This is a genomic window from Paraburkholderia lycopersici, assembly GCF_900096975.1.
Lineage (GTDB): Bacteria > Pseudomonadota > Gammaproteobacteria > Burkholderiales > Burkholderiaceae > Paraburkholderia > Paraburkholderia lycopersici.
Genome location: NZ_FMYQ01000022.1, coordinates 74,908 through 97,342, shown reverse-complemented (window position 1 = coordinate 97,342; position 22,435 = coordinate 74,908). Strand labels below are relative to the sequence as shown.

11 protein-coding genes and 1 pseudogene are annotated in these 22,435 nt (G+C 64.1%); 11 read left to right on the top strand and 1 reads right to left on the bottom strand.

Annotated features, from left to right (window positions below; all coding sequences use genetic code 11):
* Positions 1-59: 59 nt before the first annotated feature.
* From BLU17_RS22070 to BLU17_RS22060, 3 genes are all read left to right on the top strand, one after another.
* Positions 60-4,277 carry a type VI secretion system protein gene (locus BLU17_RS22070; RefSeq protein WP_092001249.1) on the top strand — a complete coding sequence of 1,406 codons (4,218 nt, stop codon included), beginning with the start codon at positions 60-62 and terminating at the stop codon, positions 4,275-4,277.
* A complete protein-coding gene (gene tssA / locus BLU17_RS22065; RefSeq protein ID WP_092001245.1) occupies positions 4,274-5,416 on the top strand; it encodes a type VI secretion system protein TssA in 1,143 nt (380 codons plus the stop codon). The genes BLU17_RS22070 and tssA overlap by 4 nt, the downstream gene beginning before the upstream one ends.
* Positions 5,417-5,566: 150 nt before the next feature.
* Positions 5,567-6,469 (top strand): hypothetical protein, encoded by a 903-nt coding sequence (locus tag BLU17_RS22060; protein WP_092001242.1) that lies wholly within the window; start codon positions 5,567-5,569, stop codon positions 6,467-6,469.
* 612 nt (positions 6,470-7,081) lie between these two features.
* On the opposite strand, the gene BLU17_RS22055 is transcribed toward BLU17_RS22060, so the two are convergent.
* Positions 7,082-7,633 (bottom strand): recombinase family protein, encoded by a 552-nt coding sequence (locus BLU17_RS22055; protein WP_092001239.1) that lies wholly within the window; start codon positions 7,631-7,633, stop codon positions 7,082-7,084.
* A gap of 305 nt (positions 7,634-7,938) precedes the next feature.
* Here BLU17_RS22055 and BLU17_RS22050 point away from each other — a divergent pair, with 305 nt between their 5' ends.
* From BLU17_RS22050 to BLU17_RS22020, 8 genes and pseudogenes are all read left to right on the top strand, one after another.
* Positions 7,939-8,748, top strand: coding sequence for an EAL domain-containing protein (locus BLU17_RS22050; protein ID WP_092001236.1), 810 nt, complete (start codon positions 7,939-7,941; stop codon positions 8,746-8,748).
* Between the two features lie 147 nt (positions 8,749-8,895).
* Complete coding sequence (locus tag BLU17_RS22045; RefSeq protein ID WP_092001233.1) at positions 8,896-10,359, top strand: EAL domain-containing protein; 1,464 nt, start codon at positions 8,896-8,898, stop codon at positions 10,357-10,359.
* A gap of 764 nt (positions 10,360-11,123) precedes the next feature.
* Positions 11,124-11,479 (top strand): annotated as a pseudogene (locus BLU17_RS22040) (IS5/IS1182 family transposase); the annotation flags it as partial.
* A 505-nt stretch (positions 11,480-11,984) separates the two neighbouring features.
* Positions 11,985-12,140: a hypothetical protein gene (locus tag BLU17_RS33270; protein ID WP_176929168.1), complete on the top strand. Its 156-nt coding sequence runs from the start codon at positions 11,985-11,987 to the stop codon at positions 12,138-12,140.
* 160 nt (positions 12,141-12,300) lie between these two features.
* Positions 12,301-17,577: an autotransporter domain-containing protein gene (locus tag BLU17_RS22035; RefSeq protein ID WP_092001232.1), complete on the top strand. Its 5,277-nt coding sequence runs from the start codon at positions 12,301-12,303 to the stop codon at positions 17,575-17,577.
* Positions 17,578-17,765: 188 nt separating this feature from the next.
* On the top strand, positions 17,766-19,850 hold the full coding sequence (locus tag BLU17_RS22030; protein WP_092001229.1) for a tetratricopeptide repeat-containing sulfotransferase family protein: 2,085 nt from the start codon (positions 17,766-17,768) through the stop codon (positions 19,848-19,850).
* Positions 19,847-21,001, top strand: a complete 1,155-nt coding sequence (locus BLU17_RS22025; RefSeq protein WP_092001226.1) for a glycosyltransferase family 9 protein — start codon at positions 19,847-19,849, stop codon at positions 20,999-21,001. The genes BLU17_RS22030 and BLU17_RS22025 overlap by 4 nt, the downstream gene beginning before the upstream one ends.
* Positions 21,002-21,016: 15 nt before the next feature.
* Complete coding sequence (locus tag BLU17_RS22020) at positions 21,017-22,429, top strand: hypothetical protein (RefSeq protein WP_092001223.1); 1,413 nt, start codon at positions 21,017-21,019, stop codon at positions 22,427-22,429.
* Positions 22,430-22,435 lie beyond the last annotated feature (6 nt).

The window sequence follows — 22,435 nt, the reverse complement described above, 5'->3', positions numbered from 1 at the left end:
CGTGTGATGTGCGAGCGTGCAATGACGCCGTCGAGCCTGTTTTTCCCGGGGGCGCGTTCATGCTGACGAGCAACCTGTTCCTGCTTTCCATCGCGGTGCTCACGCTCGTCGCGTGTGCCGTGCTCGGCGCCGTGATCTACTTCGCGCTGCACGGCTCGCACGCGAAGCCGGCGGCCGAGCGCAAGATCGTGCGCCTGCGCTCGGACTCGCTGCGTAGCGCGTTCCGCCAGGCCGTCGAGCTCATCGAAGGCAACATTGCCTCGCGCGCCGAGCGCTACAACATTCCGTGGATCATGATCCTCAACGAGGGCGACGATCCGCGTCCGCTGCCGATCGCCCAGGCGGGCGTGGCGAGCGTGCTTGGCGCCGATGCGGCGAGCCCCGCGGCCACGCAGGGTATTTCGTGGCACTTCTTCGATCGCGGCATCGTCGTGGACATCAAGGCGGCGTATCTTGGCTCGCCCGACGATGACGGCGACGGCAAGCCGTGGGATGAATTCCTGAGCCTGTGCCGCAACTATCGCCAGCAGCGTCCGTTCGACTCAGTGGTCATCACGGTGCCGGCGGCCACGCTACTCGCCGACGACACCGACGCACGCCTCGAACTCGTGCGCCACGCAAAGCTCGCGCACCGCCGCCTGTGGCTCGCGCAGAACCGTTTCGCCATGCGCTTCGCCGTGTACGTGGTCGTGACTGGCTGCGAGGCGCTACCGGGCTTCGCGACCTTCGCGCGCGCGCTGCCTGAGCCGCTGCGCGCGAGCATGCTCGGCTGGTCCTCGCCGTACGATCTTTCGACCACCTACCAGCCCGGTTGGGTCGACACGGCGATGAACAGCATCATGCGTTCGGTATCGGACGCGAGCGCCGAACTGTTCGCGCTCGATTCCGCACACCTCGACGCACGCCAGTTCCTGCAACTGCCTTCGCGCATCGACGCCATGCGCGCGCAGCTCCAGCTCTATGTCGACGAGCTGCTGCGCGCGAGCGCGTACCACGAGCCGTTCTTCTTCCGCGGCATCTACCTCACTGGCGACGCGAGCGAGTTCGCCCAGTGGAGCGTCGCGCAGGCCGCCGGGCAGACGGCGGCGGACGGCGGATTGCCTGCGCTAGAAGCGCCGCCCGGTGAGACGCACGACGCGCTCGCGCCATATGCCGCGAGTGAATATGCCGCGAGTGAGCCGCGCAATGCAGCGGACAACCCGGACCGCCTGGCTGATGCGGATATGGGCGCGGGCCGGCGCGAACCTGGCGGCCAGATCAACGACCTCATGCTGCAGCCGGCATTCCTGCGCGATCTGTTCGAGAAGAAGATCTTCCTCGAATATGGCCTCACGCGGCCGTCCCGCTCGCAGCATCTCGCGCGTCCCGTGCTCAACCGCGCGCTGCGCTGGGGCGGCATCGCGCTCCTGGGCGGCTGGGGTCTCGGCCTCGTCGTCGCGACAGTGCAACTGAGCCATCGCAACGACGAACTGGTCGCAGCTCTTGGCTCGCTGCATCGCGACTCGGCCGAGCGTGCCAACGCAGCGCAGCAAGGCCAGGACCTGCCCGCCGACTGGTATCGCCGAAAAGCGCTCGCGCTGATCGCGATGAACCAGAACCTCAGGACGAGCAGCGGCTGGACGATCTTCATGCCTGGCTCGTGGGGCTTCGTCGACGATCTGAACGCGCGCGTGCGGGAGCGCTTTGAACGCGAGTTTGGCGAGATCGCCGTCGCGGCGCTGGAGCGCGAGATGTACGCGCACGTGAGCCAGCTCACGGGCGTCGGGCGCGATCCGAGTTCGGGCCAGCTCATCATCGGCGACGACTGCACGGCGCCCGGCGCGGGCCGCATCGGCGCGCCGCTGGGCCTCGCGGTCGACGATCTGCCGCAAATGCGTGCGCTCCAGCTCTACGTGAACAACGTCGATCAGCTCGACGCGGCGCTACAGGCACTGCAGCGTCTGCAACAACCCGCGTCGGACAACGCCGACTCACTGCGGCTCGTGGTGCGCTACGCGCTCGGTGCGGACCTTCAGGGCAGCGTGGCAGGCAGCGTGCCTTACTTCTACCGCGATCAGGATGGCCGCAGCATGACCGGCAACGGTTCGGCGGGCGTCAATCTCGCGGCTGTGCAACAGGCGCTGCGCTGCACGCTGGACAAGGGCGCGCAGCAACTTGACGCCGCCATGTTCACCGGCAATCCGCTGCTCGTCGCAGAGCGCGCGATCTCCGACCATCTGGGCAGCCTCACCGTGGCCGACTCGGGCGCGGGTGACTTCACGAAAGTCACGGACGGCTATCGGGCGGTGGTGGCGGGGATCGACACGCAGCGCGACCTGCTCGCGTCGGGAAAAGGCGGGTGGATTCACCAGGCGCAGTTCACCCCGGGGCCGACCTACGACCGCACGCTCGCGCGCGTGGCGCAGAACCGGCTGCTCGGCGTCGACCTCGCCACGCGGATCCGCCAGCGCGATGACACCGCTTTCCAGGCCTTCCGCAGCGAGTTTGCGCTGCGCTTCGGCGGCGCCGACAGCGGTATCGTCTGGCTCGACAAGGACGCGCGATACAGTATCTCGCCGGGCCGCGCCGCATTGCGCGACGGCTTGTCGGGACTGTTGAGCCAACCGTTCATGGTCGCGCCGCGCAACCGCGAACTGCCCACCTTGACCGACGGCTCGACGATCGTCTGGGACCGCTCGCAACTCGACCAGGCACTTGCGCTGGGTGACGTGCGCAAGCGCTTTCTCGCCGAGGGTCTTGCGAATCTGCCGGCGGCCGCACGTCCCGGCATCGAGACCGCGCTCGATCTGCAGTTCGCGCGGCTGATTCTCGACCAGACCGCGGCGGCCGCAAACGTGACCACGGCGCCTGTCGACCTCGACAGCGCGGCGTTCGAGGCGGCACGCGCGCGGCTCGCGCGCATCGAAGCGCTGCTCGCCGAGCTTCGCGCGAGCGCGCAACTGGAGGACCTCGATACGCTGGTGTCGAACGACGCCATGGCGCACCTGCGCCGCGTGGACGACGCGCTCACGCAGTCCGAGCTGTACGCCACGCGCCAGGATGTGGGCGCCGACAGTGCGCACAACTCGCGCTCGCCGATTCTCGCGGCGTTTGGCGTTGCCGACGCAGCCGGCCTGGCACCGTATCTCGACCAGCAGTCGTCGCGCGCGCTCATGCTCGGCAAGCAGGCTTCGGTGTACCTCGCAGCGCTCGATCCGGTCGACGCTGCTTCGCCGCTCGCGCAGCGCTGGCAGGCGATTGACCGCGACCTGGAACGCTATCGCCTGAAGAACCCGAACAGCAGCCTCCTGCGTCTCGAACAGTTCGCGCTTTCGGTGGCGGCCGACCCTGGCCCAGCGGGCTGCATGTCCAGGTTCACCGCCCGGCCGGCGACGAACGGCGGCGACGACTACTTCGCCACGCTGCACGCGCGGTTGTACGACCGCCTGCTCGCGCGATGCAGTCAGGGCTATGTGTTCGACCTGCGTCAGCAATGGGGCATTTTCGCCACGGCGTTTAACGAGAGTGTGGCGGGACGCATGCCGTTCGACAACGGCGACATACTGCGCGTGGCCACGCGCAACAGCAGCATGCCGGGCGTGGCCGACTTCGGTGACCTGGGGCAGGTGCTCAAGCGCTACGAGCCGGTTTCGGAGACGTTCCATGCATCGGGCACGGGCGCCTCATCGGCAATGACGAACTACAAGGTGCGTCAGTTCATCGAGAACTTCGACCAGGTGAAAACGCTGCTCGCGCCGCTCTATCCGTCCGATGACGGCGCGGCGAGCGGCTACGACGTGAACGTGGAGTTCCGCGCGAACCGGAACGCCGAAGTGGCGGCGAACCAGATCATCGACTGGACGCTCACCATCGGCTCGCAAAGCCTGTCGATGAACGAAGCGCCGCATGCGCTTCACTGGGACTTTGGCACGCCGGTCTCGCTCGTGCTGCGCTTCGCGAAGGACTCGCCGCTGGCGGCGTCAGCGGACCCACAGCAGCGTGCCTATTCCACCGACGGACGCATGCTCACCTGGCAGTTCTCCGATCCGTGGGCGCTTATCACGTTTATCAACCGCCAGCGAGTGGCCGACGCCAGCGGTCGCGGCGAGCGTGCGTCGCAGCTGCTGAAAATCGAGTTCCCGCTGAGCGCGGCGAACCCCGCCAACCTTTCTCTGTTGCCGAAGCAGGCCTATGGGCGCGTGTATGTGCGCATCGCGCTAATGCCCGCGGGCAAGAAAACGCCGCTGCCTTGGCCCGGCAGCTTCCCGGTGCGCGCACCGGAATGGAGTGCACTATGAAACAGGCCTTTCCGATGGACGTCGAGCCGCGCTTTGACGCCGGCATCGACGTGTTGCTGGTGCCCGTGCCCGGTTGCGAGGAGGGCGCAGGCGCTTCGCTGCGCTACGACCCGCTGTACCAGCAGATCCGCGAAGCCCGGCACCAGGACGACGCGAGCGTGCCAATGGGGGAATGGGAGCGCCCGCTCGTCAAGGCGGACTGGAAGCGTGTGGCGGCGCTCAGTGCCGACGCGCTCGCCACGCGCAGCAAGGATTTTCAGCTCGCCGCATGGCTGTGCGAGGCATGGGCAAATTTGCATGGCGTCGAAGGTCTGACGGCGGGCACCCGGTTGCTGACGGCGCTCGCCGAACGCTACTGGTCGAGCGCATGGCCGATGCTGGAGGCGGGCGATGCGGATGCGCGCGTGGCGCCGTTCGTCTGGCTCAACGACACGCTTGCGCTCGTGCTGACGCTGCACGTGCCGCTCCTCGTCATCGACGAGCGCGAGCCGGCGCAGGTCAACCTCGACGAGTGGCAGCGTGCCGTGCTCGACGGCGGCGATGCCGGGGCGGCGGACCTCACGCGCGATCTGCTCGACAAGCACGTGAAGAGGGGCGACAACCTTCCCGCGCTCGTATCGCTTTATCAACAACTGGAGCTGGCTCGAGCGGCGTGGGGAAAATTCAGGCACCTGCTCGACGAATTGCTGCAAGACGACTCGCCGCATCTTGGCCGGGTCGACGACGTGCTGATGCGTTTGACGCGCGCCGTAACAAGCCTGTGCGGCAATCAGGCGCCATCTGCCGCGCCGCAGGCAAGCGCGGCGGACGACGCCGGCCAGAACCTCGCGGGCGCGTCCAGCGCGGTTTCGCACCCTGCATCGACGGAAAACACGATGAGCAACGCCACGCCGGACTTGCCGTCGCCGACAGCGCCAGTCAGGTCTCTGCCCGCGCGGGTGGAGAGCCGCGCGCAGGCCTATCAGTTACTCGAACTCGTAGCCGGTTATCTGGCCGAGCACGAGCCGCATAGCCCGACGCCTTATCTGCTACGGCGTGCGGTGTCGTGGGGTGAAATGTCGCTGCCTGAGTTGATGCGTGAGGTAGTGCGCACGGAAGGAGACATGTCCCGGTTTTACGCGATGCTTGGGCTCGAATGACGGACCCGGCCAAGCGGACCACAGTACTCAATTCAAGCAGACAAATTTTAGGGCCCGGCTGCCGCAGCAGACGCTCCCATACGTTTGACCCGGTTGTTTTTACGAGCGCACTACGGTGCCTTCATATTAAGCCAGCTTCAGGAGATCGACATGCCTAGTCCATTTTTCAGTCCAGATCCGTTCGAGCAAGCGGCAGCGGAAGTCGCAAACAAAAGCTGGGATGAACAGATTCTTCATTCAAGGCTTTTTCACAGTACCCGGAGTGCATTTTCGAGTCTTTTTTCTTCGGACAAGGGATCCGCCGCCAGTAAGGGCCTTGGTGCTGCGGTTGGCATCGGGAAGCTGTTCCTTTCCTTGATCCCTGTGCCGGTCGTTGGAGCTATTTCCGGGGCAATCATCGACGGAGCCAACGATTTTTTCCGTAGCAAAAAGCACGAGAGTCAGACCAAGGCTGCCGAGAAGGCGGGAGACAAGGCCAATCTGGTCAAGTTTGAAATCAAGGAGCTGACGGTAGAGAACCTCGACCGGTATCGATGGAAGGTCGCTCACGCGTTCGACGCGCTCAACGACGGTATTCAGGAGTTCAACAAAAAGAAGGCTGACGACCGTACCTGCGACGACATATACGCGCTGGCTCTTCTGATTCAACAGGTCGAGCGCCGAAAGGACAAGCTCCGCGATGAGTTAGGGAATTTCAAGAAAGTTCTGGATCACGTAAACGAATGGATCGTAGACCTGGAAACAACGAAATTCGCCGATGTGCATAATCTGAAAGAAAAGCTAAAGGAAAGCACCAGAGACACCTTTAATGGCGTGGGGATCACGTCTCTGTTTGGAGACGAGGCCGGCGCGAAGGCGATACTGGCGATGCATGCTTCCTGCCAGAACTGGTGCTGTGCCAAGGAAACGGCGAAATATGATCCGAATAGCTGGCCGAAGCTGAAGCGCAGGGTGGGTAGCGTTGTGATGGCAGCAGCGCCGGTGGCTTTTTCGGCGGTTACGGTTAAGGCTGGCGACTACCGGAACGACTCGAGTAATTCGAGCATGAGGTAGGACTACCCGTGAGGCAGACCGGTATCTGTCTCTCTGCCAGGGTGTTCAGGCATTAGGTGCCCGGCCGCGCGGAGGGAAATGCATTTGGCACGACCTCTTTCACGCGGCCGGCAACTATTTGAGCAGGACGCCATCCCAGTTCAATTCCGGCATCACTGGGTTCGAACGACCCCATGCTCGAACGAGTCCATTTAAATACAGTTGGATCCATCGCGCTTCTTTTTAGTAGTATCCCAGCAAAGCGCGACGCACACTGAATAAACTTCGGCTGGTCGGAAATACGAAATCGGCAATTCGGCCATCGAATCGGTTGCTGATTGTGATGAGCAGCCTGTAGTCCACTCCGGCTACGGTGCGCACTATCGTTGGCCGTATGGCTCTCACGTATGCGCGATGCCGGGCTCTCTCGTTCGGCTCTCCCAGCCCCGTCGAATATCGGGAAAGTCTCGGTATTGCGGCGTAACCCAGTCCAGGATTTTAGCCGCATCTCCGGTGGGTCAGTTCTGCGTGGACATCAACAACAAGCCGGCGCGGTTCGTACCGGGGGCGATAATCCGCTTCCCGTATGGAACCGGAATGCGCGTGATGCGATCTAGCTGATCGCCCCGGACCTTATGCTCCCGCCGCCTTCAGGCGCAGCATTGTTCGTGGATGCACATTGAACTGCTTTGCTACCTCTGCAGCGGACTGGCAACGAAGCAGTTCCAGCGCCTGCGATCGCTGCTCGGGCGAAAGGGCACGCCGTCTCCCTAACTTGCTGCCCCGGGCACGGGCGGCCGCTATGCCCGCTCGGGTTCGCTCACTGATCAGATTCCGTTCGAACTCCGCGAGCGCGGCCATCATGTGGAAGATGAGCACGCCGCCGGACGAACTCGTATTTATGGATTCATTCAACGAGACGAACTCGATTCCTCGCCGCTCGAGGTGAGCAATGAGATCAACCAGCTTGGTAAGGGATCTTCCGAGCCTGTCCAGCCGCCACACGACGAGCGTATCGCCCGCCTTTGCTGCAGCCAGTGCGGCATCCAGCCCGCGCCGGCAGAACTCCGTGCCTGATACCCCCTGATCCGTGAAGAACTTGCTGCAGTCTGCTGCGCGCAATGCGTCGAGTTGTAGTGCAAGGCTTTGTTCGTGCGTGGAAACGCGTGCGTAACCGATTTTCATGTGTTTTCCGAGAAAGGAAGGGCCCCTCTGCCTGATTGGTGGTGAGCGAAGCGGCGTGTTGTGCTCATCTCCCGGCCATGCCGACACCATCTAGTTGACAAAATTGGTCCTTTCTGTCTCCCGGTAGATTTCATGGCTTAGGTCCTAGCCTTCGGCCGCGCCGCCATGATCTCTCATTCATCTAATGATATTGGCAAAAAGGACCAATTTTGTGCCGGTGAGTCTGGCGGCAAGGCGAGAGAGTTGTAAAAGTTTGTATGCGATGCAAGGGGCGACTGTGTGCCTTTACCCTTCTCGGAGCAGAAATGTCAGCGATCGAAAGCGAGACCGTGGAGGCCTCGAGCCATACCGTACTTGCCGCAGCGGCAGTACCGCGAGAGTCACCCGACCGGGAAATAGCCCGCGAGGTTTGCCGCGCCATCTCGGAAGATCGGCTGCTTTTTCAGCCGGAAGTTGTCTGCGCAATCGATGACCGGACAGACATCCTTTATCGCGAGATGCTGGTGCGCATGAAGGTCGGCGACACGGTCCTGTTGCCTGGCCGCTTCATTCCGGCGCTGGAAAAGCTCTCGCTGATGCGACCGTTCGACTGCTTCGTCGTGCGACACACGCTTGAAGCAATCAAGGCCACACCCGGAGTAACGATCGGCTGCAATGTTTCGGCGCAAAGTGCGCGGGACGATCCCTGGTGGCAGGAGGTTTTCCTCGAACTGGAAAACGACACCGAGGCTGCCTCCCGGCTGGTCGTGGAAATCACGGAGTCCGCGCCTTTCGCACCGATCGCTGGGCCCGCGTTTGTCCGGCGCTTACAAAGAATGGGCGTTCGAGTCGCGATTGACGACTTCGGCGCGGGCTTTTCCGCAGGTACCGCGAACTCGTGTGCGACCGACATCATCAAGGTCGATCGTTCGTTTCTCCGGCGTGTGCGGCAGGGCGCCCTTTGCGTGGCTGAACTTAGCCGTCTGATCGGGATAGCTCAAGGTATGGCACCACTCGTTGTCCTCGAAGGTGTCGAAACGCCCGACGATATCCGGATCGCCCGGGATACCGGTGTCCATTGGATTCAAGGCTATTACGTCAACGCATCCCGATGCACCAGCCCCACAACCTGCTGATTCATGACGTTTCCTTCTCTCGGGTTTCGGCATGCACCCGGAAGTAGCCGGGACTTTTTGGCCGGTTCAAGACGACCTTTTTTATACGTGGGATGCACTCCTCGCGACGCGTGAGAACTGATCCCGATACTACGGATCGTGAGCGATATGAAAGCTGGAGCAAAGTATGTCGTCGGAAGCCTCCTTTGCTGTTTATGTGCAGTCTGCCATGCAGATGACAAAGCCAGCTTCTTCTATCCGACCTCTCCAGCGACGCGAATTGCAAACCCGCAAGGGGTAACGCCAATTGTCCCGCCCGGAGACGGTTGTGCTGCTGCGGGTGCGTTCCTGCTGCCAGCATTATTCGGCGATGCGGGGATGAAGGCATTCGTTTACGCAGACGGGACACGGGGCACTTGTGCATTCCAAACCGGGAACCCGGGCACGCCCAACGTGAGTTTTGCTGACACACATGAGGAACAGCGTGATTTCGGAACATCCCGGACGCAGTTGACCGGGTCACGAGAGGACGCATCGTCTGCCGCACCGGCCAAAGCGGATCTTTTGGCGAATGAAGCGACCCGGGAAACAGTGGGCGTAGTCGTCGCCACCTCGAAACCGGCGGCACCTCTATCCGGAATGTCTGTACCGAACCCACCGGGTCAGATTCCCCCTGTCGGCGAATCCCGCCTGGTGAAGAGGGCCACTCCGTCGCATCGCAATAGCGTGCTTACGGCGAGCTACCGGTTGCTACTGATCGTATCCGTCGTGGTCCTGGTACTCGCCCTGCTGGCGCTGCTCGCCGCCGCCATCGCCTTTATTTATGTTCGCTGGTTCAGCGAACGCGCGATTCTTGCTCGCGCGGTCAATCGGGGATTAAAGCGCAACGAATTCCACCTGGAGTATCAGCCGGTCTTTTACACGAGAACCCGGAAATGCATAGGACTGGAGGCGGTACTACGGTGGAAAAACGTTGCATATGGTTTTCGGGGCGAGGCCTGGTACATGGACAAGCTTGCCGATCGCAGGACGACGAGGAAGATCATCGCGTTTATTCTCTCGACTGCCGAGACGGAACTGAGCCTTCTGGCCAATGGCCGCAACCTGTATCTGATGGTCAACCTGTGGAAATCGTGTCTCGGAAACGAAGACTGTCTTTCCCTGATCGCCACAAGAGCCGAGGCCTTCACGGCCAGTCGGCTGGTGTTCCAGATCAAAGCTGAAGACGTGCCCAAACGACTCAGCAGCATGGCGCGCTTGCGCCGGGACAAAGTGCGCATTGCCCTCTCCGGGGTACGGACGCCGACGGCCATAACCGCTTCCATGCTGCCTGTCGGCTTCGAATTCATCAAGGTGGATCGGGAGGTCATGGGGCTGGAAGAATCAGATCGTCTCCAGACGCTGCAGTCAATAGCCGCTATGGGACGCCAGCTTGACGTCGCTGTCATTGCGGATGGCGTGGAAGGAATCGGTCAAAACCATGCCGTGGAGCGCGCCCAGATCGAATTAGCGCAAGGTTTTTTCCTCGGCAAAGCGATCTCGGCAGTTCGTCTACCGATGCTTTTCGAGAGGCTGGAACGGTGGCGAGGAAAACATGTCCCTGCCGCCAGCTCAGTTGGTCTCTTGCGATGACGAATCGGGCGATCAATAAAGACTGACGACAGGCGAAGGTCTCAGGTGTCTCGGTCGGCGCCTCCTGATTAAAAGGCCGAGCGAGTCTGTATTCTTCGACATAGATTGACATCGATGTAGACGCCAAGAACCCCAAAAAAATAAGGTTTTCCGGCGCCAACCAACGGATTTTTCCACTGACTGAAATGGATTGATTCCCGCAGGATTTGCCTACACGGTGCCTACACGGGGAAAAGGTGAACAAACAGAACGTTACTGCGGCGCGCGTTGACAGCTTCCAGTGCGAGTCCGGCAAGCAACAGACTATCTACCGGGATGCCAAGACGCCGGGCTTTGGGCTGCGAGTCACTTAAGAAATGGGATTTATCGGGATGCCTTTGTCGATGTGCTCGTGATGCCGGTTCTTTCAAAACCCGATGATCAGCAGAATTACGAATTTCCAGTCAACGCTATCTCCTTCTCGCGTGAGGGAAACAGTTATGTTGGCAGGGAGTTTATTGAACATGCAGCGAAAGATAGCGCTGTCCTTCGCTCGAAAAAACAACAAAGACGGATTGGCAGGCGAGACCGAATACGAGGCACAAAAAGCGTGAGACGTTGCAGCGCGTACTAAACAAGAAAAAAAGACAAGCTACCTGATGACCTTAATCTGCCGCTCCGATTACCTCGACCGCGCATCGCCTTGACAGGAAGCCGTGCGAGAACGACCGGCTCCCGCACCCGGAACATGGGTCGCTGGATCGGAAACAGGTATCTATATTTGCTTGTCGATCACGACGACTCACAAGGAAGGACTGGTGGTTGGCTGGGCTCGATGCCGCGCAATTCTTACAATAGCCATACACTGGCTGAGGCGCTGGAGCAGGCAGCAATCCTGAACGACGCCATGCCGGAAGTCGTCGTCGACTGCGGATACAAGGGCGTCGCGGTGGACGGCGCGAAGAATTACCACCCGGGATTGCGGTGAAACATGGCTCGCGGTCGGCGCGCGATGATCCGGCGGCGAGGCGCAATCGAGCCTGCCATCGCTCACATGAAGACAGACGGGAAACTCGACAGAAACTGGCTCGAAGGCGCACTGGACGATGCGATGCACGCGGTGCCGTGTGGCGCGGACCATACGCATGGTCCTCAGGCCGCTGCGGCTCCTTTGTGTCTTCCTTCTTGCCGTCTTTGTTCAACCACGGCATTGCCGCCGACACGATGGTGTGCCGCCGGCGGCACGAGAAGCGAAATGTTCAGGGGCAACGAAGTATTCCTGCCATTTCTGGAATGTGCGAAAAACCGATATGGAAAACGTTTGCGGAGTGGGCCGATTGCGGATTTCGGAGTGTTGACAGATGGATGCCCGACGCAGGCTGGTGTGCGGCGCTCGCCGCGCGATCGCGAATGCCTTTTATCCGGTTCGTGCGGTATCGGATCGCAACCGCTCGCGATAACGAAAACCGGGGCCGCTTCGCGTGTGAAATTCAACAGATTGCCAACATCCGACAGTATCATTGGCGCCGGAATTCAGTGTAAGCTTCGTGCTGCTATCCACGTGCCCGACAAGAGTCGGTGGCGGTGCCGGAAGATGGCGTCGAATGGACGGGCGACGTTCAAAAAAAATCCAGTGTCGGGGAATCATGTCGGTCAGCATCTCCTGGTTCAACACGATTACTTCATTCGCGGTACGGGCAACGCATACGGTTCTGCATGATTTCGGCCGCGCCGCTGCTTTTTCCGGGGCCGTCGTCGCGGCCCTGCGATTCGCAACGATCGTCCGCCGCACTGTCTACTGATGGAGTAATACCCGTAGTCCGCTCGCGGACCGTGCCCGCGTGAACAGAGGACGCGGACCACGTCCCGACAAATACAAACAATGCACATAGACCAGCCCGGCGCCGGCAGCGCGTTGCGGCAAGTAATTCAAATACAAATCGTATCGGGGAGTTGTCGGGGATGAATCACATTTATCGCGTCGTGTGGAACGCGGGTCTGGGCATGTTCCAGGCGGTTTCGGAACTGGCTCGCACGCAGGGCAAGCGGTCGGGTGCGGATAGCCGTGTCGGCGATTCCATTCGCGGGCGTGCGGACCTCGGCACACTGCCGAAGGCTCTGACGCTGGCTTTGACCGCGGCCCTGTCCGTGATGGCGAAGGGAGCGATGGCGACCCCGGGTTTCATCGTCAACGGCGGTATCGTTAATACTGATTACACCTGGGACAGCAGCACGACGCCTCCCAGCCTGGCTGTCACGGGCGTTGTTGGCTCCATCGGAACCGCTGGCATCAGCGGTTATGCCAGCAGTCGTCTTGGCACGCTGACCAACAGCGGTACGATCAGCGGCAACACCGGCGTCGCGAATGCCGGCACGATCGGGGCGCTGACCAACAATGATGGCGGCACGATCAGCGGCAACGGCAGCAGCAGCATGGGCATCCAGAATTCCGGCACGATCGGGGCGCTGACGAACAATGCGGGCGGCACGATCAGCGCCGGCGGCAGCAGCCTCTACGACAGCGGCACGATCGGAACGCTGACCAATAACGGGCTCATGATCACTCCGGTCTACGGGCTGGGCACCTCGTCCACCGGCACGATCGGCACGCTGATCAACAACGGGACCATCAGCGGCTTCAATGCAGGCGTCGTGAACCGCGGCACGATCGGCGCGCTCACGAACAGCGGCATGATCACCTCCAGCGGGTCGGGGATTGCCAACCGGGCGAACGCAACGATCGGCACGCTGACGAACAGCGGCACGATCGGCGGCAGCGTCGGCATCTACAATGCCGCCTCCGCCACGATTGGCGCGCTGACCAACGCGAATGGCGGCGTGCTCGGCGCGATCGATAACAGCGGTATCGTCGGCGGCGCTGCGGTCTACGAAGCGATCGGCAACAACGGATCGATCACGCTGCTGTCGAACAGCGGGTCCATCTCGGCGCAGCGGCGCAGCGTGGACAACGAGGCGTCCATCGGCACCATCGTCAACAACGCAGGCGGCACGATCTACGCCAGCAGCGATCGAGGCCAGGCCATCGCCAACAACGGCACGATCGGCTCCATTCGGAACGCCGGCTCGCTCGTGGTGGACAGCTCGACCGGGAACACCGACGGCGTTGGAGAAACTGCGCTGGCGCCGAACCCGATGGGGATCGCGAACTATCAGACGATCGGCTCCATCGGAAACAGCGGCACGATTTCGGTCGTCGCCAGTGCGTCCGCCACGGGCATCTATAACCAGGGGACGATCGGGACGCTCACCAACACCGGCTACATCCAGGCGGACGGCAGTGGCGCGGCGGGCATCGACAACAACGGCGGGACCATTTCCACGGTCGTCAACCACGGTTCGATCGTGGGTATCGGCGCGGGGTCGAACGGCGTGTTCAACACGGGCACGATCGCATCGTTGACGAACACCATGTTCATCGGCGCGAGCGGCTCGGGTTCGCGAGCCGTATACGTCGGCACGTCGGGCAGCATTGGTTCGTTCGACAACAGCGGAACCGTCACCGCGGAGCAGTTCGGGGTCTATACCCGGGGCGCGATCGGTTCGCTCGGCAACACCGGCGCCATCAGCGGTGGCAGCGCGGGCATCTGCAACACCGGCACGCTCGGCACGCTGACCAACAGCGGTTTGCTGACCAGCGCGAGTTACGCGCTGTACAACCTGAGCAGCGGCGTGCTCGGCACGATCATCAACAGCGGCACGATCACCGGCAACACCGGCATCGTGAACGCCGGGACCATCGCCGCGCTGACGAACGTGGATGGCGGTGTGATCGGCGACGCCGCGAATCCGGGCAGCGGCATCAGCAACAACGGCACGATCGGGGCGCTGACCAACAATGCGGGCGGCACGATCGCCGGACAGTGGACGGGCATTGCGAACTGGGGCGGCACGATCGGCACGCTCACGAACAGCGGCACGATCCTTAGCAATTCGAACGGCGTGGTGGACCTGAACGGCTCGATCGGCACGCTGACCAACAGCGGGTTGATCAGCGGCGGCGCGAACGGCGTCGCGGAAGGCGGCAGCATCGCGTTGCTGAACAACAGCGGCACGATCAGCGGCGGGACGATCGGCGTCAACAACGCCTATCAGGCCCTTGCGCCGATCGACACGCTCGACAACAGCGGTACGATCAGCGGCGGCCGGACCGGCATCTACAACGGCGACGGCGATTCGATCGGCACGCTGACGAACAGCGGTCTGCTGACCGGCGCGAGTTACGCGCTGTACAACCTGAGCGGCGGCGTGCTCGGCACGATCATCAACAGCGGCACGATCACCGGCAACACCGGCATCGTGAACGCCGGGACCATCGCCGCGCTGACGAACGCGGATGGCGGTGTGATCGGGGACGCCACGAATCCCGGCAACGGCATCAGCAACAACGGCACGATCGGCGCGTTGACCAACAATGCGGGCGGCACGATCACCGGACAGTGGACGGCCATCGCGAACTGGGGCGGCACGATCGGCACGCTCACGAACAGCGGCACGATCCTTAGCAATTTGAACGGCGTGGTGGACCTGAACGGCTCGATCGGCACGCTGACCAACAGCGGGTTGATCAGCGGCGGCGCGAACGGCGTTGCGGAAGGCGGCAGCATCGCGTTGCTGAACAACAGCGGCACGATCAGCGGCGGGACGATCGGCGTCAACAACGCCTATCAGGCCCTTGCGCCGATCGGCACGCTCGACAACAGCGGTACGATCAGCGGCGGCCGGACCGGCATCTACAACGGCGACGGCGATTCGATCGGCACGCTGACGAACAGCGGTCTGCTGACCGGCTCGAGTTACGCGCTGTACAACCTGAGCGGCGGCGTGCTCGGCACGATCATCAACAGCGGCACCATCAACGGCAACACCGGCATCGTGAACGGCGGGACCATCGCCGCGCTGACGAACGCGGATGGCGGCGTGATCGGCGACGGCACGAATCCGGGCAACGGCATCAACAACAGCGGCACGATCGGCGCGCTGACCAACAATGCAGGCGGCACGATCGCCGCACAGCGGACGGCCATCGCGAACTGGGGCGGCACGATCGGCACGCTCGCGAACAGCGGCTTGATCCTCGGCACCATAAACGGGGTGGTGGACCTGAACGGCACGATCGGCACGCTGAACAACAGCGGGTTGATCATCGGCGGCGTGAACGGCATCGCGGAAGGCGGCAGCATCGCGCTGCTGACGAACAGCGGTCTGATCGGCGGCGTCACGGCCGGCATCTACAACGGCTATCAGGCATACGGCCCGATCGGCACGCTCGACAACAGCGGCACGATCCTCGGCGAACGGACCGGGATCTACAACGGCAACGGCGATTCGATCGGCACGCTGACCAACAGCGGTCTGCTGACCGGTTCGAGCTATGCGTTGTACAACGCGGCCTCCGGCGTGCTCGGCACGATCACCAACAGCGGGACCATCGCCGGCAACATCGCGAATCTTTCCAGCAGCGACCTGAACATCAACGGCGGCAGCGGATCGGTCTTCGGCACCCTGACCGGTGTCGACGGCGCGATCGGCACCATCGCGAACGCTTCGTCCAACGTGGTGTTCGGCTCGGGCAACCTGCTGCTGAACGATGCAATCAACGTGGGCAGCAATACGGTGAACAACGTCGGCGCGACGCTGCAGGTCAACGCGCCGATGACGATCACGGGCAATTACAGCCAGGGCGCGGGTGCGACGCTGCTGTCGGGCGTGACGTCGGCGTCGAACTACGGCGAGCTGATGGTGACTGGCAATACCACGATCGCATCGGGTTCGTCGGTCGGGCTGAGGAGCCAGAGCTATGCGTTCACGGACGGTCAGCGCTATCTCGTCGTGGATACGGCAGGCACCGCCAGCTACAACGAGGCGACGCTGAACTACTCGGCGAACGGTTACGGCGGCACGATCGTCGGACAACGGGTAACGGTTGGCGGCCATACGGCTCTCGAACTGTGCCTTGAGACCTGCTCTCCGACGCCGACGCCTACGCCTACGCCGACTCCAACCCCGACGCCGACCCCGACCCCGACCCCGACGCCCACGCCCACGCCAACTCCGACGCCCACCCCGACGCGCGCTCCGGCTACGACGCCGAACGCGATCGCGTCGCTGACGGGTGTGCTGAGCTACACCGGGTTCAATGCGAACCTGATGAACCTGCAGAACGCAGTGCTCGCAGTGAACGCGTCCGGCTCGACGGCCCAGGCCAACCACGCGGGCGGGCAGCTCGCGCCGTCACATCCGGGGGCGGGGTCGCAGGCCGCCGCCGCGCCGACCTTCGAGGTGCTGACGGTCGTGGCCGCGCACTCGGACAGTCTGCGGCTCGCGCAGGCGGACGGTTCGGCGGCTTCCGGGATCGCGACGGGCGAAGCCCCGCCGCAGTGGGGCGTATGGGGTCAGGCGTTCGGCGGCCATGCGGGGCAGGGGGAAGTCGCGCAGGTCGACGGCTACAGCGCCAACTACGCCGGCCTGCTGGTCGGTGCGGACCGTGCGTTCGGCGATCGCTGGCGCGCGGGCGGCGTGTTCAGCTACAGCAACTCGCTGATCGACGGGACCGAGAACAGCGCCGGCGATTCGACGCGCGTGAACGGCTACGGCCTGATCGGCTACGCGAGCTACGCGGGGACGCCGTGGTACGTGAACCTGTCCGGCGGCGTGGTGCTGCAGCACTTCGACACGACGCGCCAGATCGCTTTCCCGGGCTTCTCCAGCGCCGCGAACGGCCAGTTCAGCGGCCAGCAATATGTCGCGAGCGCCGAAGGCGGCTGGCCGCTGGCGGTCGGGCAGTTCACGCTCACCCCGCTTGCGAGCATCACGTATAGCTACCAGCATCAGAACAGCTATACGGAAACCGGCGGCAACGGCGCGGCGCTGTCGGTGGGCGGCACGCATAACACATCGGTGAAGAGCGCCCTCGGCATGAAGCTGGAGCGTGGCTTCGACACCTCGTACGGGGTGATCGTGCCCGATCTGCAACTGAAGTGGATCCACGAGTACGACCACGCGAAACAGGTCACCTCGGCGGGCTTCGTTGCGGATCCGACCGGTCAGACGGCGTTCACCACGGTGGGGTCCGAGCCGGTGGGGGATCTGGCCAGCGTGTCGCTTGGCGTGACGGTGCTGAAGGCGAGCAACCTGACCGTAACGGCCCGCTATGAGCTGCAGGCTGCGCCTCACTTCGTGTCGCAGACCGGCAGCTTGCGTCTGCGGCAGCTGTTCTGATCGGGGGCGTGCGGAAAGGGCGGCGGGCGCGTTGCGTGCGCCCGCCGTTTCCGGACCGGATCGGGGCGCCGGCCGCGGTGGTCCGGTCGGGAAATGCCGGTGGTCGCGAGGCGTGCCCGGGAACGCCCCGATCCGGTATTCTGCGAAGCTCCCATTCCGTTTTTTGATTCAGGTTGTTCCGAACGTCCATGTCGAGTTCCGTTGTACCCAATCCGATGAGCATCGCCGACGCGATGAGCCGCGCGCACGCGCACTGGAGCGCAGGCCAGGCGAACGAGGCGGAGATTTATTGCCAGCGCGTGCTGGCCGCGTGGCCGGGGCACGCCGACGCGCTGCATCTGCTCGGCCTGATGGCCTGCGCGTACGGCAATCTGGACCTGGCGATCGGCCATCTGCGCCAGGCGTGCATGGCGCCGCGTGCGCCGGCCATCTATTCGAGCAATCTCGCGGAGATGTATCGCCGCAAGGGCCTGCTCGCCGAAGGCGAGGAAGCCGCGCGGCGCGCGGTCGCGATGGATCCGGCACTGGTCGAGGGCTGGAACAACCTGGGCATCCTGCTGCAGGAAGCCGGCAAGCTGGAGCAAAGCCGGGACTGCCTGGAGCGGGTGGTCGCGCTGACGCCGAACGCGCCGCAGGCGCACAACAATCTCGCCAACACGTACCGGCGTCTCGGGAGGCTGGATCTGGCCGACCCGCATTATCGCGAGGCGCTGAAGCTCGATCCGGACTATGCGGAGGCGCACAGCAATCTCGCGTTCCTGCTGACCGCGCAGGGCCAGTACGAGCAGGCGGCGGAGCGGGCGCGTGTCGCCATCGAACTGAACCCCCAGCTCGTCGATGCGTACCTGAATCTCGCGGATGCGGAAATCACGCGCCGGCGTCACGGCGCGGCGCTGCAGGCGCTGGACGCGTTGCAGTCGTTCGCGCCGCAGCATCCCGGCGGCCTGATGGCGCGCGCGCAGGCGCTGAAGCATCTGGAGCGCATGGACCGCGCGCTCGAATACGCGCGGCAGGCGGTCGCGCTCGCGCCGCGCAGTGCCGACGCGCATCACACGCTCGCGCAGGTGCTGCAGGCGCTGGGAGAAACCGGCGAGGCGCTCGCGGAGTTCGAACAGGCCGCCACGCTGCCCGGCGCGGTTGCCGAAGAGGCGCTGATCGGGCGCGCGACGCTGTTGATGGAAGCCGGCCGGAAGGCCGAGGCGGCGGCGGCGTTCGACGCGGCGCTGGAGCGTTTTCCCGGCTCGGCCCGGGTGCTGGCGAGCCGCGCCGATGCGAAGACGTTCGAGCCCGGCGATCCGGATGTGGACGCGATCGAAGCGCTGCTTGCCGACGGCGAGCGCCGGCCGTTGCCGGACCGCATGGCGGCGCATTTCTCGCTGGGCAAGGCATATCTCGACATCGGCGATGCCGCGCGCGCGTTCGTGCATCTGGATCGGGCCAATCGCCTGAAGCGCAGCACGTTCAGCTACGATTCCGCGGCGACCGGGCAGTGGATGCAGCGCATCGCCGACGTCTTCACGCCCGCGCTGTTCGAACGGCTGAAGGGCGCTGGCGTGCAGTCGGATCTGCCGGTGTTCATCGTCGGTATGCCGCGCTCGGGCACCACGCTGGCCGAACAGATCATGTCGTCGCATTCCTCGGTGACGGGCGAGGGCGAATTGTCGACGCTGCGCGTGATCGTCGAGGAGCACGGCGGCTTCCCGGATGCGATGGGCGCGCTCACCGCCGACGAGGCGGCGCGGATGGGCCGCGCGTATCTCGACCGGATCACTCCGCTGGCGCGGGGAAGCTTGCGGCTGATCGACAAGATGCCGGGCAACTTCCTGTACGCCGGGCTGATCCCGCTGATCCTGCCGGGCGCCCGCATCATCCATTGCCGCCGGGACGCGGTGGACACGTGCCTGTCCTGCTACACGAAGCAGTTCGCCGGCGACCAGTCGTTCGCGTACGACCAGACCGAACTGGGCGAGTTTTACCGCTACTACGAGCGGCTGATGTCGCATTGGGCCGCCGTGCTGCCGCCCGACCGCTACCTCGAACTCGACTACGAAAGCGTGGTGGACGACCTGGAGGGCGAGGCGCGCCGGCTGATCGGGTTTCTCGGCTTGCCGTGGGAGGACGCGTGCCTGCGTTTCCACGACAACCCGCGGGTGGTGCGCACGGCGAGCGTCAACCAGGTGCGGCGGCCGATCTACAGCACGTCGAAGGGACGCTGGCAGCGGTATGCGAGTCATCTTGGGCCGCTGCTCGCGGCGCTCGGGGTCGATGCGTGACGACTGCGCTCGAGGAGATCGCACAGCGCGGGCGCGCGCTGCTTGCGGCAGGACGACTGGAGGAGGCCGAGGCGTTGGTGCGCCCGTACCTCGCGTCGGGCAGCGGTCCGCTGGTGCTGTGGCGCGTGCTCGCGGACGCCATCCGTCCGCAGGGCAAGCTCGCCGAGACGCAGGCGATCCAGCAGATGCTGGTCGCGTGCGCGCCGGGGGATCTGGCCGCCAGATTCAACCTGGCCGAAACGCTGCTGCTGGGGGGCGACTTCCAGCGCGGCTGGCGCGAGTATCACTACCGCTACGGGATGGCGCACACGAAGAACCTCGAGCGCAAGGTGCAGCGCCCGCGCTGGAACGGACAGCCGATCCCGGGCAAGACCTTGCTGATCCACGACGAGCAGGGCTACGGCGACACTTTCCAGTTCATGCGGATGGTGTCGTGGGCGAAAGCCAGAAGCGGCGCGCGCGTGATTTTCGAGGTGAACGGCGAGACGCTGTCGCTCGCGCATCGAATCGCCGGCCCGGATGAAGTGATCGCGCGCGGCACGCTGCCGCCCGCGTTCGACGTGCACTGCGAGTTGATGAGCCTGCCGATGGTCATGCGCGTCGAACTCGCCGACCTGCCCGGACCCGTCCCGTATCTGTCCGCCGATCCGCAGCGCGTCGAGAAATGGCGCCGGCGTCTCGCGGACCTGCCCGGAATGCGGGTGGCGCTCGTCTGGGCCGGCCGGCCGACGCATGTGAACGACGCGAACCGGTCGCTTTCGCTCGCGCAGCTTGCGCCGCTCGCGCAGGCCGGCGTCACGTTCCTGTCGGTCCAGAAGGGGCCCGCGTCGGCGCAGGCGGACAGTCCGCCGCCGGGCATGACGATCGTCTCGCTGAGCGACGAGATCCAGGATTTCGAGGACACGGCCGCGATCGTCTCCGTTGCCGACCTGCTGATTTCCGTGGATTCGTCGCCCGTGCATCTGGCCGGCGCGCTCGGCCGTCCGGTCTGGGTGATGCTGCCGTTCGTGCCGGACTGGCGCTGGCTGCTCGGGCGCAGCGACACGCCGTGGTATCCGCGCACGCGGCTCTTCCGGCAGCCGTCGCGCGGCGACTGGGGCGGCGTGATGGCCAGCATGGCGTCCGAACTGGCGCGGCTCACGCACGAATAGCGGCGCGGCAAAGCGATGAAACCCGCCATCAATACCTGGGACCTGTTCGATACGCTGGTTGCCCGCTTTCTGGTCGAGCCGCATCACGTGTTGCGGCTGGTGGAGCAGCGCAGCGGCGTCTCCGGTTTCGCGCAGGCAAGGCAGCAGGCGCAGCGTCTTCTCGACGGGCGCGGGCAGCCCTACACGCTCCATCAGATCTACCGGTGCATGGAGCAGCACCTGGGCGTGTCGCCGGAACTCGGTTGCAGCCTGATCGCGATGGAACTGGCTGTCGAAATGGATCAGCTCATTCCGGTGCGCAGGCAGATCGACCGTGTGGCTCCCGACGACCTGGTGGTGTCCGACATGTATCTGTCGGCTGACCAGGTCCAGGACATCATGCGGCGCGTGTGCGGTCTGCACGCCTGCCGGCCGCCCGTGGTCGGCAACTGGGGGAAGGCGCGCGGCAGCGTCTGGACGCATCTCGCGGCGGAATACCTGATCCGGCGCCATCACGGCGACCATCCCGTGTCGGATCGCGAGATCCCGGGGCGCTTCGAGATTCCGACCGAAAGGATCGGCGACGCCGGCTTGACCGGCTGGGAGCGGCAGCTTGACGGCGCGGGCCAGTCTCATCTGGCCTGCCTGGTGCGCGAGGTGCGGCTGCGCACGCTGCCGTTGCGGGCCGGATCGTTTCACGAGGCGGTCGTCGGGCCTTACATGACGCTCGTGCTGTGCGCCGCCCTTTATCTGCGGCAACTGGCGCTCGACGGTCCGCGGCGCAAGCTGGTCTTCGTCAGCCGCGATTGCTGTCATGTTTCCCATGTGTTCCGGACGATCTGTCCGGCCGTCGAGTCCGAGCAACTGGACCTGACACGCGGCCTGCTGCAATCCGGCGCGGCCGACGCGCCGTTTGCGAGCCGTCTGGAGCCCGGCTGCCTGATCGTCGATATGGTGTCCTCCGGCAGTTCGCTGAGCCGGTTCTTCCAGCGGACCGGGATCGATCGCGAATGTCTTTTCTTCGTGTATTTCGACCGGCTGCTCACCGACGCGCAGCGTCGCGATCGCGCGCAGCGCACGCGGGACGGCCGCCTCGCCGTGCTGTTTCCGGTCACGGAACTCGCCGATCCGCACCACAACCTGGAGATACTGCTCGATCCCGGCCATGCGACCGTGGCCGGCGTCCGGCGCGACGACGCATCCGGCGCATTGATCAAGACCTTTGGTCCGGCGGACGCCACGCATGAAGAGCGCGAACTGACCGGGTTTGCCAACCGGTGCGTTTCGGAACTGGCGTCGTCGGTTGCGCGCAGGGGATTTCCTGGCGCGATCGCGGCGGCGGAGCTGGTCAAGCTCCTGAGGATGTCCGTCGATGCGATAGGCCGCGACGGAGAGTGGCTGTCGATGTTTCCGACATTCACGGCGAGGGAGACGCGCGGATGGGCCTGATCTCGC